Annotated in this window: 20 protein-coding genes; 5 read left to right on the forward strand and 15 right to left on the reverse strand. The window is 70.2% G+C overall.

What is annotated here, in order from left to right; all coding sequences use genetic code 11:
- Positions 1-5: 5 nt before the first annotated feature.
- From ruvX to BWI15_RS13135, 4 genes are read right to left on the reverse strand one after another with little or no spacing between them, the layout of a single operon-like run.
- Positions 6-506 (reverse strand): Holliday junction resolvase RuvX, encoded by a 501-nt coding sequence (gene ruvX, locus BWI15_RS13120; RefSeq protein ID WP_077014578.1) that lies wholly within the window; start codon positions 504-506, stop codon positions 6-8.
- A gap of 43 nt (positions 507-549) precedes the next feature.
- On the reverse strand, positions 550-3,219 hold the full coding sequence (gene alaS / locus BWI15_RS13125; protein ID WP_077014579.1) for an alanine--tRNA ligase: 2,670 nt from the start codon (positions 3,217-3,219) through the stop codon (positions 550-552).
- Between the two features lie 5 nt (positions 3,220-3,224).
- On the reverse strand, positions 3,225-3,485 hold the full coding sequence (locus BWI15_RS13130) for a DUF6167 family protein (RefSeq protein WP_083750725.1): 261 nt from the start codon (positions 3,483-3,485) through the stop codon (positions 3,225-3,227).
- The gene (locus tag BWI15_RS13135; RefSeq protein ID WP_077014580.1) at positions 3,482-3,901 is read right to left on the reverse strand and encodes a DUF948 domain-containing protein; all 420 of its coding nucleotides are present in this window, start codon (positions 3,899-3,901) and stop codon (positions 3,482-3,484) included. The genes BWI15_RS13130 and BWI15_RS13135 overlap by 4 nt, the downstream gene beginning before the upstream one ends.
- Positions 3,902-4,134: 233 nt before the next feature.
- Here BWI15_RS13135 and BWI15_RS13140 point away from each other — a divergent pair, with 233 nt between their 5' ends.
- Positions 4,135-4,620 (forward strand): MarR family winged helix-turn-helix transcriptional regulator, encoded by a 486-nt coding sequence (locus BWI15_RS13140; RefSeq protein ID WP_077014581.1) that lies wholly within the window; start codon positions 4,135-4,137, stop codon positions 4,618-4,620.
- A gap of 92 nt (positions 4,621-4,712) precedes the next feature.
- Here the strand turns inward: BWI15_RS13140 and BWI15_RS13145 are convergent, their stop codons facing one another.
- From BWI15_RS13145 to BWI15_RS13155, 3 genes are all read right to left on the reverse strand, one after another.
- Positions 4,713-6,119 (reverse strand): replication-associated recombination protein A, encoded by a 1,407-nt coding sequence (locus BWI15_RS13145; RefSeq protein ID WP_077014582.1) that lies wholly within the window; start codon positions 6,117-6,119, stop codon positions 4,713-4,715.
- Between the two features lie 78 nt (positions 6,120-6,197).
- On the reverse strand, positions 6,198-8,669 hold the full coding sequence (secA2, locus tag BWI15_RS13150; RefSeq protein WP_077014583.1) for an accessory Sec system translocase SecA2: 2,472 nt from the start codon (positions 8,667-8,669) through the stop codon (positions 6,198-6,200).
- A gap of 87 nt (positions 8,670-8,756) precedes the next feature.
- The gene (locus BWI15_RS13155; protein WP_077014584.1) at positions 8,757-9,554 is read right to left on the reverse strand and encodes a GNAT family N-acetyltransferase; all 798 of its coding nucleotides are present in this window, start codon (positions 9,552-9,554) and stop codon (positions 8,757-8,759) included.
- Between the two features lie 150 nt (positions 9,555-9,704).
- Here BWI15_RS13155 and BWI15_RS13160 point away from each other — a divergent pair, with 150 nt between their 5' ends.
- The gene (locus BWI15_RS13160; RefSeq protein WP_237771261.1) at positions 9,705-10,874 is read left to right on the forward strand and encodes an MFS transporter; all 1,170 of its coding nucleotides are present in this window, start codon (positions 9,705-9,707) and stop codon (positions 10,872-10,874) included.
- A 103-nt stretch (positions 10,875-10,977) separates the two neighbouring features.
- Here the strand turns inward: BWI15_RS13160 and BWI15_RS13165 are convergent, their stop codons facing one another.
- From BWI15_RS13165 to BWI15_RS13180, 4 genes are all read right to left on the reverse strand, one after another.
- Complete coding sequence (locus tag BWI15_RS13165) at positions 10,978-13,011, reverse strand: GxGYxYP domain-containing protein (protein ID WP_077014890.1); 2,034 nt, start codon at positions 13,009-13,011, stop codon at positions 10,978-10,980.
- Between the two features lie 141 nt (positions 13,012-13,152).
- Positions 13,153-13,506 carry a GntR family transcriptional regulator gene (locus tag BWI15_RS13170; protein ID WP_077014585.1) on the reverse strand — a complete coding sequence of 118 codons (354 nt, stop codon included), beginning with the start codon at positions 13,504-13,506 and terminating at the stop codon, positions 13,153-13,155.
- A gap of 22 nt (positions 13,507-13,528) precedes the next feature.
- Complete coding sequence (locus tag BWI15_RS13175) at positions 13,529-13,957, reverse strand: VOC family protein (RefSeq protein WP_077014586.1); 429 nt, start codon at positions 13,955-13,957, stop codon at positions 13,529-13,531.
- Positions 13,954-14,415: a helix-turn-helix transcriptional regulator gene (locus BWI15_RS13180; protein ID WP_077014587.1), complete on the reverse strand. Its 462-nt coding sequence runs from the start codon at positions 14,413-14,415 to the stop codon at positions 13,954-13,956. Before BWI15_RS13180 ends, BWI15_RS13175 begins: the two co-directional genes overlap by 4 nt.
- A gap of 85 nt (positions 14,416-14,500) precedes the next feature.
- Here BWI15_RS13180 and BWI15_RS13185 point away from each other — a divergent pair, with 85 nt between their 5' ends.
- Complete coding sequence (locus tag BWI15_RS13185) at positions 14,501-15,277, forward strand: class I SAM-dependent methyltransferase (RefSeq protein ID WP_077014891.1); 777 nt, start codon at positions 14,501-14,503, stop codon at positions 15,275-15,277.
- A 197-nt stretch (positions 15,278-15,474) separates the two neighbouring features.
- Here the strand turns inward: BWI15_RS13185 and aspS are convergent, their stop codons facing one another.
- The 3 genes from aspS to BWI15_RS13200 are packed head-to-tail and all read right to left on the reverse strand — an operon-like array spanning position 15,475 to position 19,289.
- On the reverse strand, positions 15,475-17,271 hold the full coding sequence (gene aspS, locus BWI15_RS13190) for an aspartate--tRNA ligase (RefSeq protein WP_077014588.1): 1,797 nt from the start codon (positions 17,269-17,271) through the stop codon (positions 15,475-15,477).
- Positions 17,268-18,605, reverse strand: a complete 1,338-nt coding sequence (hisS, locus tag BWI15_RS13195; protein ID WP_077014589.1) for a histidine--tRNA ligase — start codon at positions 18,603-18,605, stop codon at positions 17,268-17,270. Before hisS ends, aspS begins: the two co-directional genes overlap by 4 nt.
- Positions 18,606-18,608: 3 nt before the next feature.
- Positions 18,609-19,289, reverse strand: coding sequence for an MBL fold metallo-hydrolase (locus BWI15_RS13200; protein WP_077014590.1), 681 nt, complete (start codon positions 19,287-19,289; stop codon positions 18,609-18,611).
- A gap of 235 nt (positions 19,290-19,524) precedes the next feature.
- On the opposite strand from BWI15_RS13200, the gene BWI15_RS13205 reads away from it, so the two are divergent.
- On the forward strand, positions 19,525-20,751 hold the full coding sequence (locus tag BWI15_RS13205) for a DUF349 domain-containing protein (RefSeq protein WP_077014591.1): 1,227 nt from the start codon (positions 19,525-19,527) through the stop codon (positions 20,749-20,751).
- A 51-nt stretch (positions 20,752-20,802) separates the two neighbouring features.
- On the forward strand, positions 20,803-21,663 hold the full coding sequence (locus BWI15_RS13210) for a hypothetical protein (RefSeq protein WP_077014892.1): 861 nt from the start codon (positions 20,803-20,805) through the stop codon (positions 21,661-21,663).
- Here the strand turns inward: BWI15_RS13210 and BWI15_RS13215 are convergent.
- Positions 21,629-22,672, reverse strand: a complete 1,044-nt coding sequence (locus tag BWI15_RS13215; RefSeq protein ID WP_077014592.1) for a DUF4037 domain-containing protein — start codon at positions 22,670-22,672, stop codon at positions 21,629-21,631. The genes BWI15_RS13210 and BWI15_RS13215 overlap by 35 nt on opposite strands.
- Between the last annotated feature and the right edge of the window lie 35 nt (positions 22,673-22,707).

Here is a 22,707-nt window from a genome sequence, read left to right on the forward strand (position 1 = left end):
TCCGTTCACAGGGGCCTCCCGGGTGGGTTGCCGGTCTCCCGCTCGAAGTCGAGCGCGTGTTGCAGAATCACGACCGCCGCGGCCTGGTCGACCACGGCCCGCCGCTTGGCGCCCTTCTTACCCCGTTCGCGCAGCATCCGCTCGGCCGTCACCGTGGTGAACCGCTCGTCCACCAGCCGCACCGCCGCCATCTGTTCGACTCCGTCCGCCGCGCTCAGGTTGTCCGGACCAGCCGGTTGCCGCTCGGCCAGCTTCTGCCGGACCAGCTCGGCGGTCTCGCGGATCCGGACCGCCGCCGGTCCTTCACCACCGTTCAACGAACGAGGCAGGCCGATGACGATCTCGAACGCCTCCAGATCGTGTACGAGCGTAACGATCCGGTCAAGGTCCCCCGGTCCGCGCCGAACCGTCTCGACCGGCGTGGCCAGGATCCCGTGCGGGTCGGAACTGGCGACGCCGATCCGGGCGTCGCCGATGTCGAGCGCGATCCGCACCCCCCGGCGCATCAGGCTGCCTCAGCCGGGGGGCATGCGGACCCGGTCATCGCAGTCAGCCCGTGACCAGCTGGCCGACGGCGTGCTCGACCGCGGACAGCGCCTTGTCGGCACCGGCCGGGTCGGTTCCGCCGCCCTGGGCGACGTCGTCCTTGCCGCCACCGCGGCCACCGAGCTGCTCGGCGGCGATCCGGACCAGGTCGCCGGCCTTCAGCCGCCACTCGCGCGCGGTCTCGTTCAGCGCGACCACCACGCTCGGCTTGCCGTCGTTCACGCCGACCAGCGCGACCACGGCCGGCTTGTCGGCCGGCATCCGGCCGCGGATGTCCAGCGCCAGCTTGCGCAGGTCGCCGCCGCCGACGCCGTCCGGCGCGCGGTGCCCGACGAAGGCGACGCCGAAGACGTCCTTCGGGCTGCTCGCCAGCTCACCGGCGGCCGCCAGCACCTGGCTCGCGCGGATCTTGTCCAGCTCCTTCTCGGCCGTCCGCAGCCGCTCGGCCAGGTCGGCGACCTTGGCCGGCAGCTCCTCCGGACGGGTCTTCAGGTTCTCGCTGAGCAGCCGGACGAGCGCCCGCTCACGGCCGAGGTAGTGCAGCGCCTCCATGCCGACGAACGCCTCGATCCGGCGGACCCCCGCACCGACCGACGACTCGCCGGTCACGGTCAGCGCGCCGACCTGCGACGAGTGCTTGACGTGCGTGCCACCGCAGAGCTCGCGCGACCAGGGGCCACCGATCTCGACGACCCGGACCTGCTCGTCGTACGTCTCGCCGAACAGCGCCAGCGCGCCCCACTCGCGGGCCTCGGGCAGCGTCATGTACTGCGCGGAGACCGGCAGGTCCTGGCGGACGGCGAGGTTCGCGACCTCTTCGATCTCCGACCGGGTGGCCTGGTCCAGCGCCGACGACCAGGCGAAGTCGAGCCGCAGGTAACCGGGCTTGTTGTACGAACCGCTCTGCAGCGCGTTCGGGCCGAGCACCTGACGCAGCGCGGCGTGCACGACGTGCGTACCGGAGTGCGCCTGGCAGGCCTGGATCCGCCACTCGTGGTCGACCTGCGCGTGCACGTCGAGCCCGGGCTGGAGCACACCCTCGAGCACCTCGACGCGGTGCACGATCAGGCCCTTGACGGGCCGTTGGACGTCGAGCACCTTCAGCTTCACGCCGTCGGCGACGATCACGCCCTCGTCCGCGATCTGGCCACCGGACTCGGCGTAGAACGGGGTCTTCTCCAGCACGACCTCGACGGTCTCGCCCTGCTCGGCGGCGGTCGCCACCACGCCGTCGCGCAGCAACCCGCGCACCTGCGAGTCGGTCGCCAGCTCGCTGTAACCGGTGAACTCGGTGACACCCTTCTCCCGCAGCTCCCGGTACCCCGAGGTGTCCGCGTGGCCGGCCTTCTTGGCCCGCGCGTCGGCCTTGGCCCGCTCGCGCTGCTCCTTCATCAGCGAGCGGAAGCCCTCGGTGTCGACCTGCAGGCCCTGCTCGGCGGCCATCTCGACGGTCAGGTCGATCGGGAAGCCGTAGGTGTCGTGCAGCTGGAACGCCTTCGCGCCCTCGAGCTGGTGCGCGCCCCCGGCCTTGGTGTCGCGGACCGCGAGGTCGAAGATGCTGGTCCCGGCCGTGAGGGTCCGGCGGAACGCCTCCTCCTCGGCGTACGCGACCTGGCTGATCCGGCCGAAGTCGGACTCCAGCTCGGGGTAGGACTTCTTCATCTGCTGCAGGCTGACCGGCAGCAGCTCGACCAGGCTCGGGTCCTCGTAGCCGAGCAGGCGCATCGAGCGGATCGCCCGGCGCAGCAGCCGGCGCAGCACGTAGCCGCCCTGCTCGTTGCCCGGGGTGACGCCGTCGCCGATCAGCATCAGCGCGCTGCGGACGTGGTCGGCCACGACCCGGAACCGGACGTCGTCGACGTGCTCGGCGCCGTACTTGCGGCCGCTCAGCTCCGAGGCCTTCTCGATCACCGGGAAGATCTCGTCGATCTCGTACATGTTGTCGACGCCCTGCAGCAGGTACGCGACCCGCTCCAGGCCCAGACCGGTGTCGATGTTCTTCTTCGGCAGCTCACCGAGGATCGGGTAGCCGTCCTTGCCGCCGCCCTCGCCGCGGATGTTCTGCATGAAGACCAGGTTCCAGAACTCCAGGTAGCGGTCGCCCGCCTCCCAGTCCCGGTCGGCGCCGAACTGCGGGCCGCGGTCGATCAGGATCTCCGAGCACGGGCCGCACGGGCCGGGAATGCCCATCGACCAGAAGTTGTCCTTCATGCCGAGCCGGACGATCCGGTCGTCGGGCAGCCCGGCGACCCGCTTCCAGATGTCGATCGCCTCGTCGTCCTCGTAGTACACCGAGGCGTACAGAACCGACTCGTCGAACCCGTAGCCGCCTTCGCTCTGCGGCTTGGTGACCAGCTCCCAGGCGAACCGGACGGCGTCTTCCTTGAAGTAGTCGCCGAAGGAGAAGTTGCCGTTCATCTGGAAGAACGTGCCGTGCCGGGTGGTCTTGCCGACCTCGTCGATGTCGAGCGTGCGGACACACTTCTGCACGCTGGTGGCGCGCGCGTACGGCGGGGTCTGCTGGCCGACGAAGTACGGCACGAACTGGGCCATGCCGGCCACGTTGAACAACAGGTTCGGGTCCGGCGACGGCAGCGGCGCGCTCGGCACCACGGTGTGGCCGCGCTCCTCGAAGAAGTTCAGGAACCGCCGGCGAATCTCACTGGTTTCCATGGGTGTTACCGGTAGTCCTCACGCTGTGTTGAATCGTTCTGGTGTGCTGCTGCTGTGTCGATGCCGAGCGCGTCGCGCAATTCGGTCTCCCGCTCGGCCATGCCGGCCCGGACCTCGTCACCGAAGTGCCGGATCGCGCTGGCCACCTTCTCCGCCGACTGCTGCAGGCTCTCCGGCGCGAGCACCTGGGCCCGCTTCTTCAGCCGGGTCACCGCGTAGACGCCGACGGCGGTGCCGATCACGAACCACAGGATCCGCTTGATCACAGGTCACCTCGCTTGCGCGCCTTGCGGTCTGCCTTCATCTCGTCCTTCACCCGGCGGGCCACGTCCTTGCGCTGGTTGTCGCCGAGCGCCTTGCGCACGCCGTACGTGAACGCCGCCGCCTTCACCAGTGGACCACCGGCGGTCGCCGCGAACAACGACGCCAGCGCCGCGGCGTTGGTGGTCACGGTGGTCGCGTTGTCGGTGATGGTGTCCACCTTGGCCAGCTGCGCGTTGGTCGTCGCCACGGTCTCGGTGACCTCGCCGAGCAACGGAACACTGGAGTCCGAGACGCCCTTGACCATGATCCGGGTCTCGTCCAGCACCTTGCCGAGCTTCAGGATCGGATAGGCCAGCAGGCCCACCAGGATGAGCAGCGCACAGGCCGCTATCAGCCCCGCGACTTCACCGACGCTCATGGGAAACGATCCACCTTCCGTTGCGACCACGTGGACCGCCCGACCTTATCGCGCGCCTCTACCGCAGTCCGCTTCAGGACACCATCCCCCAGATCACAGTCGCTCACCAACTCGGCGCGACCGGTTGCCGGGCCGGGAAATCGGCCTCGCCGAAGGGCGGTCCGCCGGCTGGTCGGGTCGAGCTCCTCGGCGTGCACCCGCTGCTTCGAATTCGGAACAGGTACGCTGACGAGGTGGCGGACCAGGCGCTCGATCCCCAGCAGCTGGCGACGTACTTCGTGCTCACCGAAGCGGTCAGCCTGCTGCAGCACCAGGTCGAGCAGCAGCTCCGCGCCGAGGGCGATCTGAGCTACGTGCAGTTCCAGCTCCTGGCCCGTTTGGCTCATGGGCCGGGGCGACTGACGATGACCCAGCTGGCCGACGGCGTCGTCTACAGCCGCAGCGGTCTCACCTATCAGGCCGGCCTGCTCGAGAAGGCCGGCCTGATCACCCGGGAGCCCTCCCCCGACGACGAGCGCGCGACGCTGGTGACGATCACCGACCACGGGCGCGCTCTGGTCGAACGCGTTCTGCCCGGACACGTCGACGTCGTACGCGGCCTGCTGTTCGACTCGCTGGACGGCGACGATCTGCGGCAGCTCAGCGAGATCATGACGCGGGCGCGGGACCACATGCGGGCCCTGCCGCCACGCTCCGCGGCGCCACGCAAACGCCGCTGAACACTGCCGCACGCCTTGTCCGTCGGAGTTCACGGTGCGGCTGGGCGAACGCGTCGTCGTGCTCGCCCACTCCGCTCACTTGCGGTCGCGGATTACTTGCGGTCGCGGAGGATCTTGCGGATCGCGGCGACGCGGTCGGCGTACGCGGCCTCGCCGCCGCGACGGGTGGGCTGGTAGTAGTCGACCCGGTCGACCACGTCCGGCGCGTACTGCTGGGGCACGACACCGCGCGGATCGTTGTGCGAGTACTGGTACGACGCGCCGTGGCCGATCTTCTTCGCGCCGGCGTAGTGGGCGTCGCGCAGGTGCGGCGGGACCGGGCCGACCTTGCCGGCCTTCACGTCGGCGATGGCGGCGTCGATCGCGGTGATCACGGCGTTCGACTTCGGGGCCAGGGCGAGCGCGACGACCGCCTGGGCCAGGTTGATCCGGGCTTCCGGCATCCCGATCAGCTGGACCGCGTCGGCCGCCGCGATCGCGACGCCGAGCGCGGTCGGGTCGCCCATGCCGATGTCCTCGCTGGCCGAGATCACCAGCCGCCGCGCGATGAACCGCGGGTCCTCGCCGGCCTCGACCATTCGCGCCAGGTAGTGCATCGCGGCGTCGACGTCCGAGCCGCGGATCGACTTGATCATCGCCGAGGTGACGTCGTAGTGCTGGTCGCCGGCCCGGTCGTACCGCACCGCGGCGCGGTCGACGGCGGTCTCCAGGGTCTTCAGATCGATGAGGATCGTCCGCGGCTCTTCTTCGCCGTCGACGGGTTGCTCCGCGGCGGCCTTGGCCTTCGCACCTCCGGCGGCGGCCTCCAGATACGTGAGGGCGCGGCGGGCGTCGCCTCCCGCCATCCGCAGCAGGTGGTCCTTCGCGTCCGGCGCCAGCTCGAACTCGCCGTTCAGCCCGCGCTCGTCGGTCAGCGCCCGATCCAGCAGTACGGCGATGTCGTCGTCGGTCAGCGATTCCAGTGTCAGCAGCAGCGAGCGCGACAGCAACGGCGAGATCACCGAGAAGAACGGGTTCTCGGTGGTGGCGGCGACCAGCGTGACCCAGCGGTTCTCGACGCCGGGCAGCAGCGCGTCCTGCTGGGCCTTGGTGAACCGGTGGACCTCGTCGATGAACAGCACGGTCTCGACCGCCCCACCCGGGCGGGACAGCTCCCGCCGCGCGGCGTCGATCACCTGCCGCACGTCCTTCACCCCGGCGGTCACCGCCGACAGCTCGACGAACTTGCGATTCGTCTGGTGCGACACGACCGCCGCGATCGTCGTCTTGCCCGTCCCCGGCGGTCCCCACAGCAGCAACGACATCGGCTGGTCGCCCTCGACCAGCCGGCGCAGGGGCGACCCGGGGGCCAGCAGATGCTGCTGCCCGACCAACTCGTCCAGAGTGCGCGGCCGCATCCGCACCGCCAGCGGCGCCGAGCTGTGATCGACGTCCGCCAGGCTCCCACCCCCACGCGCGGGAGCAGGAGCATCAGGAAGATCGAACAGGCCTTCGGTCACCCGACGAGCCTACCTACGCCCACCGACACCCCGCGCCCGCGGGCAGCAACCGGGACCGCGATCGCGGCGTACCGGGTGCTACTTCTTCCGCTCGTCCTCGTCGTCGGATTCGCGCAGCTCCTCCGGGAGCTCGTCGGCGAGGTCGTCGTCGTCCAGGTCGCGCAGTTCCTCCGGCAGCTCGTCCTCGACCAGTTCGACCGGGGTGTCGTCCTCGACGGTGACGAGTTCGTCGCCCTTGACCGCGTTGCGCAGGCGGCCGAGGATCCGGTCGGCCTCGGTGCCGAAGGGGTTGTCGTTGACCAGGTAGGTCCAGGTCGCGGTCGGCCGGGGTACGCCGGACTTCTCCTCGTCCAGCCCGCCCTCGCCGATCTCGGCGGTCGTCAGCGTTTCGGCCGCGTCCTCCCAGGCGCTGTCGACGAGCGGCTTGAACGACTCGATCGCGAGCTTGTTGAACTCGTCGATCGGCTTCTGGTGCACGATCCCGCCGGCCAGCGACCGCAGGTGGATGCCTTCGCGCAGGTCGGCCAGGTACGCGACGTGGTCGGTCCAGCGACGGTCGAAGTGGTGCAGCGCGATCCGCCGGGCGGCGTCCTTCACCACGTCCTCGCCGTGCTGCTCGACCAGTTCGTCGTACCGCTCCTTCGCCGCCGCGGCGAGCTTGTCCGCGGCCAGGTCCTCGGTGAGGATCTTCTCGCGGGTGTCCAGCACGATCGCGCGCTGCTGCTCGGTCAGCCGGCTGTACGACCAGGTGGTCCGCAGCAGCTCGGCGTTCGCACCGTCGGCGACCCGCTGAGCATGCTCCAGTACGCCGATCGCCTTGCGGTCCGTCAGCCGTCCGTCCTTGTCCGGCGACGGCCGCAGCCCACTGGTGATCGAGTACCGCGTGACCAGCTCGTCGCCCAGGCTCGCGAAGAACAGCGAACCGCCCGGGTCACCCTGCCGTCCGGCGCGGCCCCGCAGCTGGTCGTCCAGCCGCCGCGACGCGTGCAGGCCGGTCCCGACCACGTACAGCCCGCCCAGCTCGGCGGCCCGCTCCCGACCGTTCGACCCGTCGCGCCCACCGAGCCGGATGTCCGTACCGCGTCCGGCCATCTGCGTCGACACCGTCACGGTCTCCGGCACGCCGGCCTCGGCCACGATCGAGGCTTCCTCGGCGTCGTTCTTGGCGTTCAGTACGACGTGCGGCACGCCCGCGGCCTCGAGCCGGTCGCTGAGCTGCTCGGACTCCTCCACGCTGTGCGTGCCGACCAGGATCGGCCGCCCGGTCTCGTGGACCTCCTTGATGTGCGCGACCAGCGCCTGGTTCTTCTGCTCGACGGTCAGGTACAGCCGGTCCGGCTCGTCGATCCGGATGTTCGGCTTGTTCGGCGGCACGACCGCCACCTCGACGTCGTAGAACTCCTGCAACTGCTCGCCGACGACGACCGCCGTACCGGTCATGCCGCACAGCGTCGGGTAGCGCTTGATCAGCGCCTGCACGGTGATGCTGTCCAGCACCTCACCGCTCTCGCTGACCGGCACGGCCTCCTTCGCCTCGACCGCGGCCTGCAGCCCGTCGGGCCAGCGCTGCAGCTTGGCGATCCGGCCGCGGCTGTTGTTGATCAGGTTGACCTTGCCGTCGCGGACCAGGTAGTCGACGTCCTTGCGCAGCAGCACCTCGGCGTGCAGCGCGACGTTGACCTGGGTCATCTTGTCCAGGTTCGCGTCGTCGTACAGGTCGATGCCGCCGAGCAGCTCCTCGACGGTGTCGGTGCCCCTGTCGGTCAGCGCGACCGACCGTCCGTCGCCGTCGATCTCGTAGTCCACGCCGGCCCGCAGCGTGCGGACCAGCTGGACGATGTCGTCGTCGAGCTCCTCGGACCGGGTCGCGCCGGCCAGCACGAGCGGCACCCGGGCCTCGTCGATCAGCACCGAGTCCGCCTCGTCGACCAGCGCCACGTCCGGCGCCGCGGACACGCGGTCCGCCACGTCGGCGACCAGCCGATCCCGCAGGACGTCGAACCCGACCTCGCTCACCGGCGCGTAGCAGACCTCCGCCTGGTACGCCGCCCGGCGCTCCTGAGGCGTCGAGGCCTGCCCGACGTGGCTCACCGTGACGCCGAGCAGCTTGTACAGCGGCTCCATCCACTCCGCGTCGCGCTGGGCCAGATAGTCGTTGACCGCGAGCACATGCACCTTGCGCCCGCCGATCGCATAGCCCGCGGCGGCGAACGCGCCGGCCAGGGTCTTGCCCTCACCGGTCGCCATCTCGACCACCCGGCCGCGCAGCAGCGCCAGCGCGCCGACGATCTGGCCGTCGAAGGCTCGCTCGCCGAGGGCCCGATCACCGGCCTCCCGGGCCAGCGCCAGGAACTCGATCAGGCCGTCCTCGTCCAGCCCGCCCTCGGTCCGTAGCTCGGTGACGACCTCGGTCAGCTCCTCGTCGGTGAGCGAGGTGGACGACTCGCCCGCCTCACCGACCGCGACGGTCAGCTTCTCGTACGGGCCGAGGTCGATCGAGCCGGGGCGCTGCAGGAGCCGGCGGAAGCGCGAGGTGAGTTTCAGAGCCATGATCTCCGCAACGTACAACGTGACCCGGTCGTTCCGTACGGCGGCCCGCGTGTTACCGCGCGCGATCGGGCGATCGTTGCTGACCGGTCACGGAGTCCACGTGTACGGCGTGGTGGTGGTCACCGCGTGCAGCCCCAGTTTCTGCAGGATCGGGCTGGAGTCCGGCGAGGCGTCGACGCGCAGGTACTCGTAGCCGCGCTCCTTCGCGATCCGGGCCCGGTGCACCAGCATCGCCGAGTACAGCCCGCGGCGCCGCCACTCGGGCAGCGTCCCGCCGCCCCACAGGCTGGCGAATCCCGTGCCCGGGTGGAACCGGATCCAGCCCGACGTCAGCACCGGCCCGGTCGGGTCCAGCGCGTTCTCCACCACGCTGACCACCAGGCGGTCGGGGAACATCCGCGCCTCGCCGGCCAGCTGCTCCTCGATCCGCTCCAGCCCGTTGTGCCACAGGGTGTCGGTCAGGACGGCGATCCGGTGGAAGTCGGCCGCGTCCTCGACGTCGCGGATCACGATCTTCGACGGCAGCGTGAGCGGTCGCTGCAGGATCGTGTCGACGTCGCCGAGGATCAGCGTCTCCGGGCCTTCGGCGACGAACCCGTGCCGGACCAGCCGCTCGCCCAGGTCGGCCGGTTCGTCGTAGGCGTAGGTCTTCCACTCGAAGGCCAGTCCACGCTCGCGGAAGAACGCCAGTTCGCGGGCGATCACCGCGTCCGGGTCGTCGCCCAGGCCGCGCGGCGTCTCGACGAAACCGCCGCCACCGGGCCCTTCGGCGTACGAGCGGTGGACCAGGCCGTCGTGCTCGACCTTCCAGCCCGGGATGGTGTCGGCGTCCGGCAACCGGATCCGGCGGTGGAACACGTCGAGCAGCTCTTCGGAAGTTTTCATCACCGGCCATCCTGCTGCCGCGTGCTGACCACCGTCATCCCTATTACGTCAGCCAGTTGGTAATTACATATCCGCGCGCCGCCCGTGATCGAATGACGCCATGGAGAGCGCGCCGCGACCGCAGCCCGACGTCGAGAGCGGGCGGCGGTGATGGCGGCTCCGGTCGTCTCGGCGCCGATGGGTTCCCGGACGGCGGCCGGTGCGGTCTTCCTGCTGTTCGGCGTCAACGGCGCGCTGATCGGCGGAGTCGGTGGCACGTTGCCGGCGATGCGCGACCGGCTGGGCGTCAGCGCGTCGGGGTTGTCGCTGCTGCTGTTCTGCCTGGCGGTCTCCGCGGTGCTGTCGATGCAGATCGGCGGCCGGCTGGCCGACCGGATCGGCGCGCGACCGGTCGCGCTGGTCACGCTCGGTCTGCTCACCGCCGGTGTCGGCACACTCGCCGTGACGTCGTCGTTGACCTGGGCCGTCGTCGGCATGGTGCTGGCGGGGCTGGGCAACGGCGCGATGGACGTGGCGATGAACTCGCTCGGCGTCGAGATCGAGCAGGCGCGGCCGAAGCCGATCATGAGCCGGTTCCACGCGTTCTGGAGTCTGGGCAACCTGACCGCGGCCGGGGTCGTCGTCCTGGTCGGCCGGCTGTTCGATCGCCCCGGTGGCGGCAACGTCGGTCCCGCCCTCGGCACGCTGACCGTGCTCGGGCTGGCCGGAATCGTGGTCGCGTACCGGATCGTGCCGGCCGGCCGCCGGATCGAGCACATCAAGGACGGCGTGCGGACCGCGATCCCCAAGCTGGCCTGGGCGCTCGGCCTGATGGCCTTCTGCTTCGGCCTCGCCGAGGGCACGGCGGTCGACTGGTCGTCGGTGCACGTCACCGACGTCGCCCGGATCGATCCGTCGACCGGCGCGCTCGGTCTGGTCGCGGTCAGCGGGTTCATGGTCGTCGTCCGGCTGCTCGGCGACCAGGTCGTCGCCCGCTTCGGCCGTCGCGCCGTCGTCCGGGTCGGCGGCGTGACGGCCGTCGGGGGCTACCTCGTCACGGTGTTCACCGACTCGCTCCCACCGCTGCTGGCGGGCTGGGCGCTGGTCGGCCTGGGAGTCGGCCTGGTCGCCCCGCAGGTGTACGCCGTCGCAGGCCACGTCGGCGGCGGCCGGATGCTCGCGATCGTCGTCACCTTCGGGTACGCCGCCTTCCTGGTCGGCCCGGCGATCATCGGCCAGCTGGTCGAACGCGTCGGCATCCAGCAGGCGATGTTCCTCCCTCTGGCACTTTCTGCCGTGCTGGTCACGATCTCCGCCGTCCTGCCCCGCACCGACCCCTGACCCTCACCCCACCGGTGCACTTTGTGCACCGCTCAGCCACCGAACCGCGGTCCGCGTGACTGAGCGGTGCTCGAAGTCGCCTTCACGCGATCGGTCGGAGGGATCAGAGGACCCGATTCAGTGCGTCGAAGAAGACGTTGCCGAGGACCAGCTCGTACGGCGCGGTGAGCAGCTCGGCGAGCTCCGCGACGTCTGACGGCGTCCACGACCACGCGTTGATCGCGCCGGCGATGAACAGCGGGGCGTCGCCGGTCCAGCTCTTGGTGTGCTGGTCGAGCGCCGCCCTGTACTCGGCGGCCTTGCCGGGCGGGGAGAAGTTGCCGATCACCGGCAGGCCTCCCCGGCGTACCAGCAGGTCGCCCTTCTCCCAGGACTGGATGATGCCGCGCAGCTGCGTGTGCTCGGCGTAGCCCCGGCCGATCGTCTCCGAGAACGGCACCCAGGCGTCGTTCTCGCGGTGGTTGTAGGCGTAGACCAGATCCATCCCGGTACGGCGCAGATACGTGCCGGACAACTGGAAATAGGCGTCCAGCTGATCGGCCGGCCAGGCGCCCGGATAGGTGTAGCCGGCTCCGGACGGGCCGCAGATCAGTAAGTCGTTCCTGGTCGCGGTGCGTTGGTAGTGGCTGAGGATGGCCGGCCCGATGTCGGCGAGCAGCGGGCTGACGGTCCAGTTGACCGGAGCGTCGCCACGGCGCGGGTCGTCCCACAGGTCGCGCATGTGCCGCTGGCAGTACTGCACGTTGTCGCCCTCGCCGAAGGTCAGCGTCACGTAGATCTTCTTCTTCGGCGTGATCGGCGTGAACTTGCGGACCTTGTTCGAGATCGGCGCCGCGACGCCGGACAGCACGGTGCCGTTCATGTAGAAGTCGGCGGGCAGCACCTCGGACCCGCCCTGCGCGGCGAGGTCGACGCCGCTCCACTCCCCCGCCACGTCGTTCGCGAACCAGCCGGCGTACGGCGTGGTCGGGCCGACGGCGGCGAAGTGTTCCTTCAGCAGCTCGCCGGTCGGGCCGTTCGGCGGCAGCCAGCTGACCAGGGCCTTGGTCGCGACCACGTAGTCGCGGAAGTACGGGAACGGCTCGATCCGGGTCGGCGCGGTGTCGGTGGCGGTCACCAGGTACTGGTTCCACATCTCGACCGTGACGGTCAGCGAGGTGGTCCCGGCCGGTGGGGTGAACTTGTAGATGAAGTAGCCGCCGCCGTCCGCGAAGCGGTTGCCTGCGGCACCGATCGACGAGTTCACCCCGTCGAACAGGTACGGCGCCTCCTCGGGCGTACCGGGCCGGAAGGTGGCCAGCGTCGTCCCGTTCGCCTTCGCCGTGAGCGAAAGGATCGACGGACCCCAGCCGTCGTCGCCGAACGAATCCTGGAACCGGACGTAGACGGCGTCCTGCCCGAGGGCGGGTGAGACGTCGAGCGTGTACGTTCCACGGTTCGACTCGTCGCGGATCTGCCGGGTCTCGCGGGCGATCTCGCGCCAGGTCACGTTCTCGGCCTGCACGACCATGGTCGGCGGCAGACCGGCCAGCAGTTGGTGCGAGCAGCGCGGGAAGAGGTGCTCGAGCTGCCAGCGGTAGGTTTTCAGTCGGTCGTCGTCGAAGAGCCCCCGCAGGTCCTTCACGACCCGCAGCCCGTGCGCCTTGGCCTGGGCGGCGTCCGCGACGACGGCGTTCTCCAGACCGGCCAGCGTGGTCGCGACGTTGAGCGAGTCCGGGACCTCCGGGTCGTGCAGGATCGCGCCGCGGACCCGATGCCGGTACTTGGCCACCAGGTCGAGCGGATCGGCGTACCGGGTGGCCGGTACGCCGGTGTTGCGCAGCCAGCGGGCATCGACACCGTCGGCGCCGCCTGGCGAGTAGAGGAAGTAGAGCTCGGGGCGACTGCGGTTCACCACGCCCTGAAGGGTGGTGAGCAGGGTTTGGTCGCCGCCGCTCAGTTTGCTGACATCGCCGTAGTGCAGGTGCCGCGGACGCGCGAAGGTCGGCAGCAACCGCCGGCCCCCACCGCTGTGCGCAGCGCTCACCAGACCGCTGCCCACTTGCCCGGTCGCAGTGGCTGGTCCGGTCTGGAACCAGCCCAGACCCCCGGCCGCCACCGCGCCGCTGCCCGCCAGGAACGTTCGTCTCGAGACCATCGTGACCACTCCCCTGTCGCTGACATCGCTGTCAAATGCGGGCGAGACTAACAACGCCGATCGGGGCTGTGAAGAGCTCGGACAACGTTGTCCGTGAGCAATTTGGAATCGTTTCCGTTTCCTGCGGCGGCGAGCCGGTGGTCACCAGGCTTCGTCGAGGATCCGGCCTGCTTCGGACCGGCTGAGGCCGGCCCGACGGGCGGCCCGGGCGAAGGTCTCCGCCGCCGCCCGCGCCTGCTCGTCGTCCACCTGACTGCGCGAGGCGAGCACGAACGTCCCGTTCCGGCCCTCGGTGCGCACCAGCCGGTCCGCCTCGAGTTCCTTGTACGCCCGGGCCACCGTGTTCGCCGCCAGGCCGAGGTCGCCCGCGAGCTGCCGCACGGTCGGCAGGCGGGTGCCCTGCGCCAGCTCTCCGCTGCGGATCAGCTGCTCGATCTGGTTCTTCACCTGCTCGTACGGCGGCTCGGAGCCGGCCGGATTCACCGAGATGTCCACCCGGCCGATCCAACCACCTCGGTCAGGCGAAGTCCTCCGGGGTGTAGGGACGCTGCTCGACCAGGACCAGCCAGTTGCCGGAGTTGTCCCTCAGCACCGCCTCCACGCCGTACGGGCGTTCGGAGGGTTCCTGGATGTGCTCGACGCCCTTGGCGACCAGCTCGTCGAAGGTCTTGCGGCAGTCGTCGGTGGCCAGGCCGACGCCGTGCATCAGGCCCTTGGCCATGATCCGGCGGATCGACTCGGCCGACTCGGCGTCCAGCGGCGGGCCGGGCACCATCAGGGCCAGTTCGAGCTCGGGGTGGTCGCGCTGGGAGACCGTGCACCAGCGGAACTCCGGGCTCAGCGTGATGTCGTTGCGCAGCTCGAACCCGAGCACGTCGGTGTAGAAGGCCTTCGCCTCGTCGATGTCGTTCACGTAGACGGTGACCAGGTGGACGTTGGTGATCACGGGTGCTCCTCGGTGTCGTCGGTGCTTCGACCGTACGACGCCGCGGCATCGCGGGGCTTCGCCGGAATTGCGGAGTTCAGGCCGAGCATGAACACGTAGCAGCCGGGGATTCGCGGGCCGGTCTGGGTCCGCTGGTACTGCGAGGGGCTGACGCCGACCAGCTCGGTGAACCGCCGGCTGAACGACCCGACCCCGGCGTACCCGACCAGCGCCGACACCTCGGTCACGCTCAGGTTGGTCGCGCGCAACAGGTCCGTCGCCCGCTCGATCCGCCGCCGGCTGACGTACTGCATCGGCGTCTCGCCGTACTCGGCCGCGAAGCAGCGCAGGAAGTGGTACTTCGAAACTCCGGCCGCCCGCGCCAGCCCGTCCAGGTCGAGCGCCTCGGCGAAGTTGCGGTCGGCAACATCCCGGGCCCGGCGCAGGTGCGGCAGCAGGTCGGCCGGAACGGACACCATGCCGCCGAGACTAACCGCCGCCGGGGACTTTCGGCAGTTGCCGAAACTCTCCCGCTCTCGGGCGGAATCGGGGATGCTGCTCGGCATGGACCTTCGCGGCAGCACCGGACAAGGTGGCACCGGCCCCGGACCGATCACCCCCGACGGCAGCCCGGTCGAGCTGTACGTCGACGCCGAGGCGCACGGCGAGGACCGGATCGTGCTCGACGCGATCGCCACGATGCTGCCGGCCTCGACACCGGCGGCGACCGCCCCGGACGCCCGCCCAGGCCCGGACGCCGGCTCCGGCCGTGACGTCCTCGAGCTCGGCTGTGGCACCGGCCGGATCACCCGTCCGCTGCTCGCGGCCGGGCACCGGGTCGTCGCCGTCGACGAGTCCCCCGCCATGCTCGCGCACGTCACCGGCACCGAGACCGTCTGCAGCCCGATCGAGCAGCTCCGCCTCGACCGCCGCTTCGACGTCGTCCTGATGATGTCGTTCCTGATCAACGCCCCCGACGCCGACGTCCGGCGCGGCCTGCTCGCGACCTGCGTGCACCACGTACGCGCCGACGGCGTGGTCGTGCTGCAGCGTCACGACCGCACCAGCTTCGCCGAGCCCCGGGTGCTGGAGCGGCCGGGCCATCGGCTGGAGATCTCGGACATCGAGCACCTGCCCGGCGACCGCGACGCGGCGACCATGACCCACACCGTGGCCGGCCGGACGTGGAGCCAGCGAGTGGTGGCCCAGAACTTCACGGACGAAGAACTGGCCACCCTTCTCGCGGAGTCAGGCCTGACGTCGATCACCTATCTCACGCCCGACCACACCTGGCTCACCGCAAGGCCAAGCGCCTACTTGGCCGCCAGTACGTCGTACTGAGCGCGCGTGAGCCTGCTGGTGTCACCGGCGAGCGGGGCCGGCCGCGTGCGAGAACAAAGGACAGCGCTCGCTCGAGCATGACGTTGTCTGGGGCGGGAGGAGGAACGGGAACGCCGTGGGAATCTGTCAGGTGATTCCCACGGCGTTGTCACTTCCCCGCTGAGACCGTCGGGTTGCTCAAGAGAACAACCGGCCGGCTAGCTCTTGGCGTCGGCCTTCGCCTCGCCCTTCGGCTCCGGCTTCGCGTCGACGCCGGCCTCCTTGCGCTGCTCGGGGGTGATCGGCGCCGGCGCCGCGGTCAGCGGGTCGTAGCCGCCGCCGGACTTCGGGAACGCGATCACGTCGCGGATCGAGTCCGCGCCGGCCAGCAGCGCGGTGATCCGGTCCCAGCCGAACGCGATCCCGCCGTGCGGCGGCGCGCCGAACTTGAACGCGTCGAGCAGGAAGCCGAACTTCTCGGTCGCCTCCTCGTCGCTCAGCCCCATCACCTTGAACACGCGCTTCTGCACGTCCTCGCGGTGGATACGGATCGAGCCGCCGCCGATCTCGTTGCCGTTGCAGACGATGTCGTAGGCGTAGGCCAGCGCCGAGCCCGGGTCGGTGTCGAAGCTGTCCAGCGACTCCGGCTTCGGCGAGGTGAACGCGTGGTGCACCGCGGTCCAGGCACCGGACCCGACCGCGACGTCGCCCGCGGCGGTCGCGTCGTCGGCCGGCTCGAACAGCGGCGCGTCGACCACCCAGACGAACGACCAGGCCGACTCGTCGATCAGTCCGCCGCGGCGGCCGATCTCCAGCCGGGCCGCGCCGAGCAGCGCCCGCGACGACTTCACCGGACCGGCGGCGAAGAACACACAGTCCCCCGGCTTCGCCCCGACGTGGTCGGCCAGACCGGCCCGCTCCTGCTCGGACAGGTTCTTCGCGACCGGACCACCGAGCTCGCCGTCCTGGCCGATCAGCACGTACGCCAGTCCCTTGGCGCCGCGCTGCTTGGCCCAGTCCTGCCACGCGTCCAGCTGCTTGCGCGGCTGGTCGGCGCCGCCCGGCATCACCACGGCACCGACGTACGGCGCCTGGAAGACCCGGAACGGGGTGTCCTTGAAGTAGTCGGTGCACTCGACCAGCTCCAGGCCCATCCGCAGGTCGGGCTTGTCGGAGCCGAACCGCGCCATCGCCTCGGCGTACGTCATGCGCTGGATCGGGGTCTGCACCTCGTGCCCGGCCAGCTTCCACAGCTCGACCAGGATCTCCTCGGACAGCGCGATGATGTCGTCCTGGTCGACGAAGCTCATCTCGACGTCGAGCTGGGTGAACTCCGGCTGCCGGTCGGCGCGGAAGTCCTCGTCGCGGTAGCAGCGGGCGATCTGGTAGTACCGCTCCATCCCGGCCACCATCAGCAGCTGCTTGAACAGCTGCGGCGACTGGGGCAGCGCGTACCAGGAGCCGGGCTGCAGGCGCGCCGGGACCAGGAAGTCGCGGGCGCCTTCCGGCGTGGACTTGGTCAGCGTCGGCGTCTCGATCTCGACGAAGTCGTGCTTGGCCAGCACGTCGCGGGCGGCCTTGTTCACCTTGCTGCGCAGGCGCAGCGCCGACCCCGGGCCCTGGCGGCGCAGGTCGAGGTAGCGGTACTTGAGGCGGACCTCCTCGTTCACCGGCGTCGCGTGGTGCTCCTCGACCGGGAACGGCAGCGGCGCGGCCTCGCTGAGCACCTCGATCTCGTCGGTGATGATCTCGATCTCACCGGTCGGCAGGTCGGGGTTCGCGTTGCCCTCGGGGCGGGCCGCGACCGTGCCGACGATCTTCAGGCAGTACTCCGACCGCAACCCGCTCGCGGCGGCCTCGTCCCGGATCACCACCTGGACGGTGCCGCTGGAGTCGCGCAGGTCGATGAACGCCACGCCGCCGTGATCGCGCCGCCGCGCCACCCAGCCCGCCAGGGTGACGGTCTGCCCGGTGTGCTCGGCCCGGAGCGAGCCGGCGGAATGGGTACGGATCACGAGTTCTCCTGAGGGGTTTCGATGCTGGGTCGTACGTCGTGCGCGGGCGGTGCCCAGGTGGCCGGGTCGGCCGGCACCTGCTCGCCGCTGCGGATGTCCTTCACTTCGGGCCCGTTGTCGGTGCTGAACCAGACGAACGGAATCCCGCGGCGGTCCGCGAACTTGATCTGCTTGCCGAACTTCGCCGCCGCCGGCGCCACCTCGACCGGGATGCCCCGGCCGCGCAGCTGCGCCGCGGTGCGCATCGCCTCGGCGCGGTCCTCCTCGGCGGTCAACGCGATCAGCACGGCGGTCGGCGTACTGCGGCTGCCCTTGACCAGGCCCTGGCCGACCAGCCGGTGCACCAGCCGGGAGACGCCGATCGAGATGCCGACACCCGGGTACGTCGTCTTGCCGTCGGACGCGAGCGCGTCGTACCGGCCGCCGCCGCCGACGGAGCCGAACGACTCCTGGCCGACCAGGTAGATCTCGTAGACGGCGCCGGTGTAGTAGTCCAGGCCGCGAGCGATCCGCAGGTCGGCCATCAGCAGGCCGGGCGCGTGCTCGGCGGCCGCGGCCATCACCTGGCTGAGCTGCTCCAGGCCCTCGTCGAGGATCTCGTGCTCGACGCCCAGCGCCCGCACCTGCTCCACGAACGACGTGTCGGTGCTGGAGATGTCGGCCAGCTGGACCGCGAGCTTGGCCTGCTTGTCGGTCGCGCCGGCTTCCACCAGGCGCTCGACGACCTTGTCCGGGCCGATCTTGTCGATCTTGTCGACGATCCGCAGCACGGTGGTCACGTCGTCCAGGCCGAGGCCGCGGTAGAAGCCCTCGGGGATCTTGCGGTTGTTGACCTTGATCACGAACTCCGGCACCGGCAGCCGGCGCAGCGCGTCGGCGATCACCAGCGGCAGCTCGACCTCGTAGTGGTTCGGCAGCTCACCGCTGTCGACCACGTCGATGTCGGCCTGGGTGAACTCGCGGTAGCGGCCCTCCTGCGGGCGCTCGCCGCGCCAGACCTTCTGGATCTGGTACCGGCGGAACGGGAACGCCAGCTTGCCGGCGTGCTCGAGCACGTAGCGGGCGAACGGCACGGTCAGGTCGAAGTGCAGCCCGAGGCCCGCGCCGTCGTCGTCCGGGCCGGCCGCGAGCCGGCGGACGCCGTAGATCTCCTTGTCCGCGTCCTCGCCCTGGTTCGACAGCCGCTCGACCGGCTCGACCGCGCGGGTCTCGATCGAGGCGAAACCGTGCAGCTCGAACGTCTCCCGGATCGTGTCGAGGAACTGCAGCTCGACGATCCGGTCCGACGGAAGGAATTCGGGGAACCCACTGATCGGGGTCACCTTGCCACTCATTACTTATGTCTCCAGGTCCTGCAAGTAGGGGTTGGTCGCCTTCTCCCGGCCGATGGTCGTCTGGCCACCATGACCCGGCAGCACGACGATCTCGTCGCGCATCGGCAGGATCTTGGTGGCCAACGTATGCAGCATCGTGGGATGGTCGCCGCCGGGCAGGTCCGTCCGGCCGATCGACCCGGCGAACAGCACGTCACCGGAGAAGAGCACGGCCGGCACGTCCTCCGGCCCGTCGTACGGCGTGGTGAAGGTGACCGAGCCGCGGGTGTGCCCCGGGGTGTGGTCGACGGTGAACCGCAACCCGGCGAGCTCCAGCGCCTGGCCGTCCTTCAGCTCGGCGACGTCGTCGGGCTCGGCGAACGTGTGGTCGCCGCCGAGCAGCATCCGTGCGGTCTCCGGGCTGACGCCGGCCATCGGGTCGCTGAGCAGGTGCCGGTCGTCGGGGTGGATCCAGGCGGTGCTGTCGTACGTGCCGCAGACCGGGAGTACCGAGAACATGTGGTCGAGGTGACCGTGCGTGAGCAGGACGGCGACCGGCTTGAGCTTGTTCTCCCGGACCACCTGGTCGATGCCCGGCGCGGCGTCCTGACCGGGATCGATCACGAGGCACTCCGCGCCCTGGCCGGTGGCGACCACGTAGCAGTTCGTACCCCACGACCCCGCGGGGAACCCGGCGATGAGCACGGCTGGCCTTCCTGGATCGGTGCGGGACCATCCAAGGTTACCGGTCACCGCCGGGCGATCTCGCACCGGATTGTGACGCAACACCGTTGCGTAGCGGCGGGGAGTTTGTGATTGTTCAGTGATAGCTGTCGGGACAAGCTCTCGACGCGCCCGGGGCGGCCCTGTCCACGGACTTGAACCAGCGGCCGACCAGAATGGGCACGAGCGCAGTGCATACCGCCGGAAGGGGCGAGTTGTGGCCGAGGAAAGCTGGGGCCGGGTAGCAGACGACGGAACGGTGTACGTCCGGACCAAGGACGGCGAGCGGGCGGTCGGCCAGTGGCCCGACGCGAACCCGGAGGAGGCTCTGGCCTTCTACACCCGACGGTACGACGCGCTGGCGTTCGAGGTGGATCTGCTGGAGAAGCGGGTCCAGGCCGGCACGGTGTCGCCCGACGACGCCCGCGCCGCGGTGAAGAAGGTCACCAGCGCGATCACCGACGCCCAGGCGGTCGGCGACCTGGACGGCCTGCTGGCCCGGCTCGAGGCGCTCACTCCCCTGGTCGCCCAGCAGCGCGAGAAGAAGAAGGCCGAGCGCGCGGCGAAGGTCGAGGAGGCCCGGGCGGCCAAGACCAAGATCGCCACCGAGGCCGAGAGCATCGCCGCCGGCACCGACTGGCGGCACGGCGTCACCCGGCTGCGCGAACTGCTCGACGAGTGGAAGGCGCTGCCGCGGCTGGACAAGTCCAGCGACGACGAGCTGTGGCACCGGTTCTCCTCCGCGCGTACGACGTACACGCGGCACCGCAAGCAGCACTTCGCCGAGCTGTCGTCCAAGCGCGACGAGGCCGCCGCGGTGAAGGAGCGCCTGGCCGCCGAGGCCGAGTCGATCGCCACCTCGACCGACTGGGGCCCGACGTCGGGCCGCTTCCGCGACCTGATGCGCCAGTGGAAGGCCGCCGGCCCCGCGCCGCGCGAGGTCGACGACAAGCTGTGGGCCCGCTTCCGCAGCGCCCAGGACACATTCTTCGGCGCCCGCGACGCCGTCCAGGCCGAGGAGAACGTCGAACAGCAGGCCAACCTGCAGGCCAAGGAAGCCCTCCTGGTCGAGATCGAGGCGATCCTGCCCGTCACCGACCCCAAGGCCGCCCGCGACCAGCTCCGCACCCTGCTCGACCGCTGGGACGAGATCGGCAAGGTCCCGCGCGACTCGATGCGCGCGATCGACAGCCGCCTGCGCGCCGTCGAACAGGCCGTCAAGACCGCCGAGGACGAGGTCTGGAACCGCAGCAACCCCGAAGCCCGCGCCCGCGCCGAGGCCACGGTCAAGCAGCTCCAGTCCCTGATCGCCGACCTGGAGAAGCAAGCCGCCAAACACGAGGCCCAAGGCAACGCCCGCAAGGCCAAGGAAGCCCGCGAGGCCATCGCGGCCCGCCGGGAATGGCTCACCCAGGCCCAGAACGCCTTGGCGGAGTTCAGCTGACCTGTGGACAACTGAAATCACCGAAGGGTGGTCTTCGACCATCCTTTGGTGATGCTCCCGTACGACGTTCCGCTGTACTTCTGCGGTCTGCCTTTCACCGGTCGCCAGGTCGGCCGCAAGCTCAGGTGGCTGTTGGGTTCCGGTGACATTCGGCCTGTGCTGAAGGGCGTGTACGTCGACGCCCGGGTCCCCGACTCCCTCGAGCTCCGCGCCGCCGCCGTCGCGCTCCTACTCCCTCCCGAGACAGCAGCCTGCGGCCGGACCGCCGCCTGGATTCACGGCATCAGCACCACGGCCCTCGGCGCCAGCGAAGAACCCGGCCTGCACTGGACGACCGAAGCCACCGACCTCGTCGACATCGCCGGCCTCCGGGTGACGTCACCCGCCATCACTGCCGTCAACTTGGCAATGAATCTCCCTCGCCCGTTCGCGCTGTCGGCCGTCGATGCCATCCTCCGCTCAGGTGCCGCCGATCTCGACTCGCTCCGCACGGTCGCCGTCACCGCAGACCATCCACGCGCCTACCAAGCCCGCCAGATCCTCCAGTACGCCGACCGTCGCGCCGAGTCGCCCGGCGAGTCCTGGCTCCGTCTCCGCCTCCTCGACGCGGGCTTCCCCACGCCGACCCTCCAGTTCCAGGTTCCGGGCGCCGGCCGCACGTACCGCATCGACCTCGCCTACCCCGAGCCACTGGACGACGGCCGGCGCCTAGGGCTCGAGTACGACAGCGATCGCTGGCACTCCCGCCCTCGCGAAGAAGCGCGCGACGAGCGTCGTCGCGACGAGCTCGCCGCTCTCGGCTGGCACATCATCTCCGTGCGGCGGCCCGACCTCTGGGGCCGCTATCCCGCGCTCGAGCTCGCCGTCGGCGGCTATCTCAGCCAGCATCCCCGTCTCCCCCGCCGCTGGTGAAGGGCTGGTTGACCAGAGCCAGCAGCTGGCTGCGTTGGGCCGGGGACCACAGAATTTCCCTGACCTGATCGACGCCGCCCACCGGCCACTGCCTCGCGATCTCGAGCACGGCCGGGTCGGTGATCTTCGCGGTGAGGGCCTCCGGGAACGGACCCCAGCGGACCTTGAACGGCCGGTCCCACATCTGGATCACCTCGGTGGTCACTGGGGACGTGATGCCCAGCGCGTTGTGTCGCTCCCCCACCAGCTCGTACGCCGTGAGCAGCGCCTGCTCGCGCTCCTGCCACGACTCGGCTCGCAGCACCCTCGACAGGACCGGCCCCAGATCAGGTGCACAGGGCAACCGATTGAACGCCGTACCGAACCATTTGGCGTACGGCGCGTACTGGCGCTCCAGCAGGAAGCACAAGCGCATCAGGTCCTGGACGAGGCGCGCGCCGATCAGCGCCGAGCCGAGTTCGTCGCCGACGTGGCCGGCTCGGCCGGCCAGGTTGAGCTCCGGGTGGATCCGCCACCAGCCCGCGAACTGCAGGTACAGCCAGACGTCGTACGGGTAGTAGGCGAACCGCTCCCGCGCCGCGCGCAGGCCGACCTCGTCGTGGTGGACCGCGCCGGCGGTGACCATCCGCAGGCTCTGCTCGGAGAAGGTGAGCCAGTCACGCGCATGGATCTCGCCTGCGGGGTCGATCCCGAGATGCTGCTGGAAGTAGCTCTGCACGGTGTGGACGGTGAAGTCGGTCGGCCGATCGGCGAAGGTCGATGGGACCTGTTGCCGCAGTACGTCGCGCACGGCGTCGCCGTACTCGTCCTCCTCGCGCAGGAACAGCAGGACCCGTGGCTTCCAGTCGTGATCGGTGGACATCGCGTCGTCGAAGCCGAGCACCTCCGAGCCGCGGCCCATCAAGGCAGCGGCATGCGGCAGCCCCGGGAACGCCGACTCCAGCACCGGCCGTACGGCGTCCCGGTAGAACCGCGCACTCAACTCGACCCCGGACACGAACGCTGACATCGACGCCTCCTCGATGATCCGGCGGCAGCGGGTCG

Origin of the sequence: Kribbella sp. ALI-6-A (assembly GCF_001984195.1) — a bacterium.
In the GTDB taxonomy this organism is placed as follows: Bacteria; Actinomycetota; Actinomycetes; order Propionibacteriales; family Kribbellaceae; genus Kribbella.

What these genes read in the sequence shown, in the direction of transcription:
- BWI15_RS13180 (WP_077014587.1), bottom strand. Translation starts at nt 14,415, where the DNA reads ATGGTGTCCGTTCCGGCCGACCTGCTGCCGCACCTGCGCCGGGCCCGG.
- BWI15_RS13155 (WP_077014584.1), bottom strand. Translation starts at nt 9,554, where the DNA reads ATGAAAACTTCCGAAGAGCTGCTCGACGTGTTCCACCGCCGGATCCGG.
- secA2 (WP_077014583.1), bottom strand. Translation starts at nt 8,669, where the DNA reads ATGGCTCTGAAACTCACCTCGCGCTTCCGCCGGCTCCTGCAGCGCCCC.
- BWI15_RS13135 (WP_077014580.1), bottom strand. Translation starts at nt 3,901, where the DNA reads ATGAGCGTCGGTGAAGTCGCGGGGCTGATAGCGGCCTGTGCGCTGCTC.
- ruvX (WP_077014578.1), bottom strand. Translation starts at nt 506, where the DNA reads ATGCGCCGGGGGGTGCGGATCGCGCTCGACATCGGCGACGCCCGGATC.
- hisS (WP_077014589.1), bottom strand. Translation starts at nt 18,605, where the DNA reads ATGAGTGGCAAGGTGACCCCGATCAGTGGGTTCCCCGAATTCCTTCCG.
- BWI15_RS13185 (WP_077014891.1), top strand. Translation starts at nt 14,501, where the DNA reads ATGGACCTTCGCGGCAGCACCGGACAAGGTGGCACCGGCCCCGGACCG.
- BWI15_RS13160 (WP_237771261.1), top strand. Translation starts at nt 9,705, where the DNA reads ATGGCGGCTCCGGTCGTCTCGGCGCCGATGGGTTCCCGGACGGCGGCC.
- BWI15_RS13215 (WP_077014592.1), bottom strand. Translation starts at nt 22,672, where the DNA reads ATGTCAGCGTTCGTGTCCGGGGTCGAGTTGAGTGCGCGGTTCTACCGG.
- BWI15_RS13165 (WP_077014890.1), bottom strand. Translation starts at nt 13,011, where the DNA reads ATGGTCTCGAGACGAACGTTCCTGGCGGGCAGCGGCGCGGTGGCGGCC.
- BWI15_RS13210 (WP_077014892.1), top strand. Translation starts at nt 20,803, where the DNA reads ATGCTCCCGTACGACGTTCCGCTGTACTTCTGCGGTCTGCCTTTCACC.
- alaS (WP_077014579.1), bottom strand. Translation starts at nt 3,219, where the DNA reads ATGGAAACCAGTGAGATTCGCCGGCGGTTCCTGAACTTCTTCGAGGAG.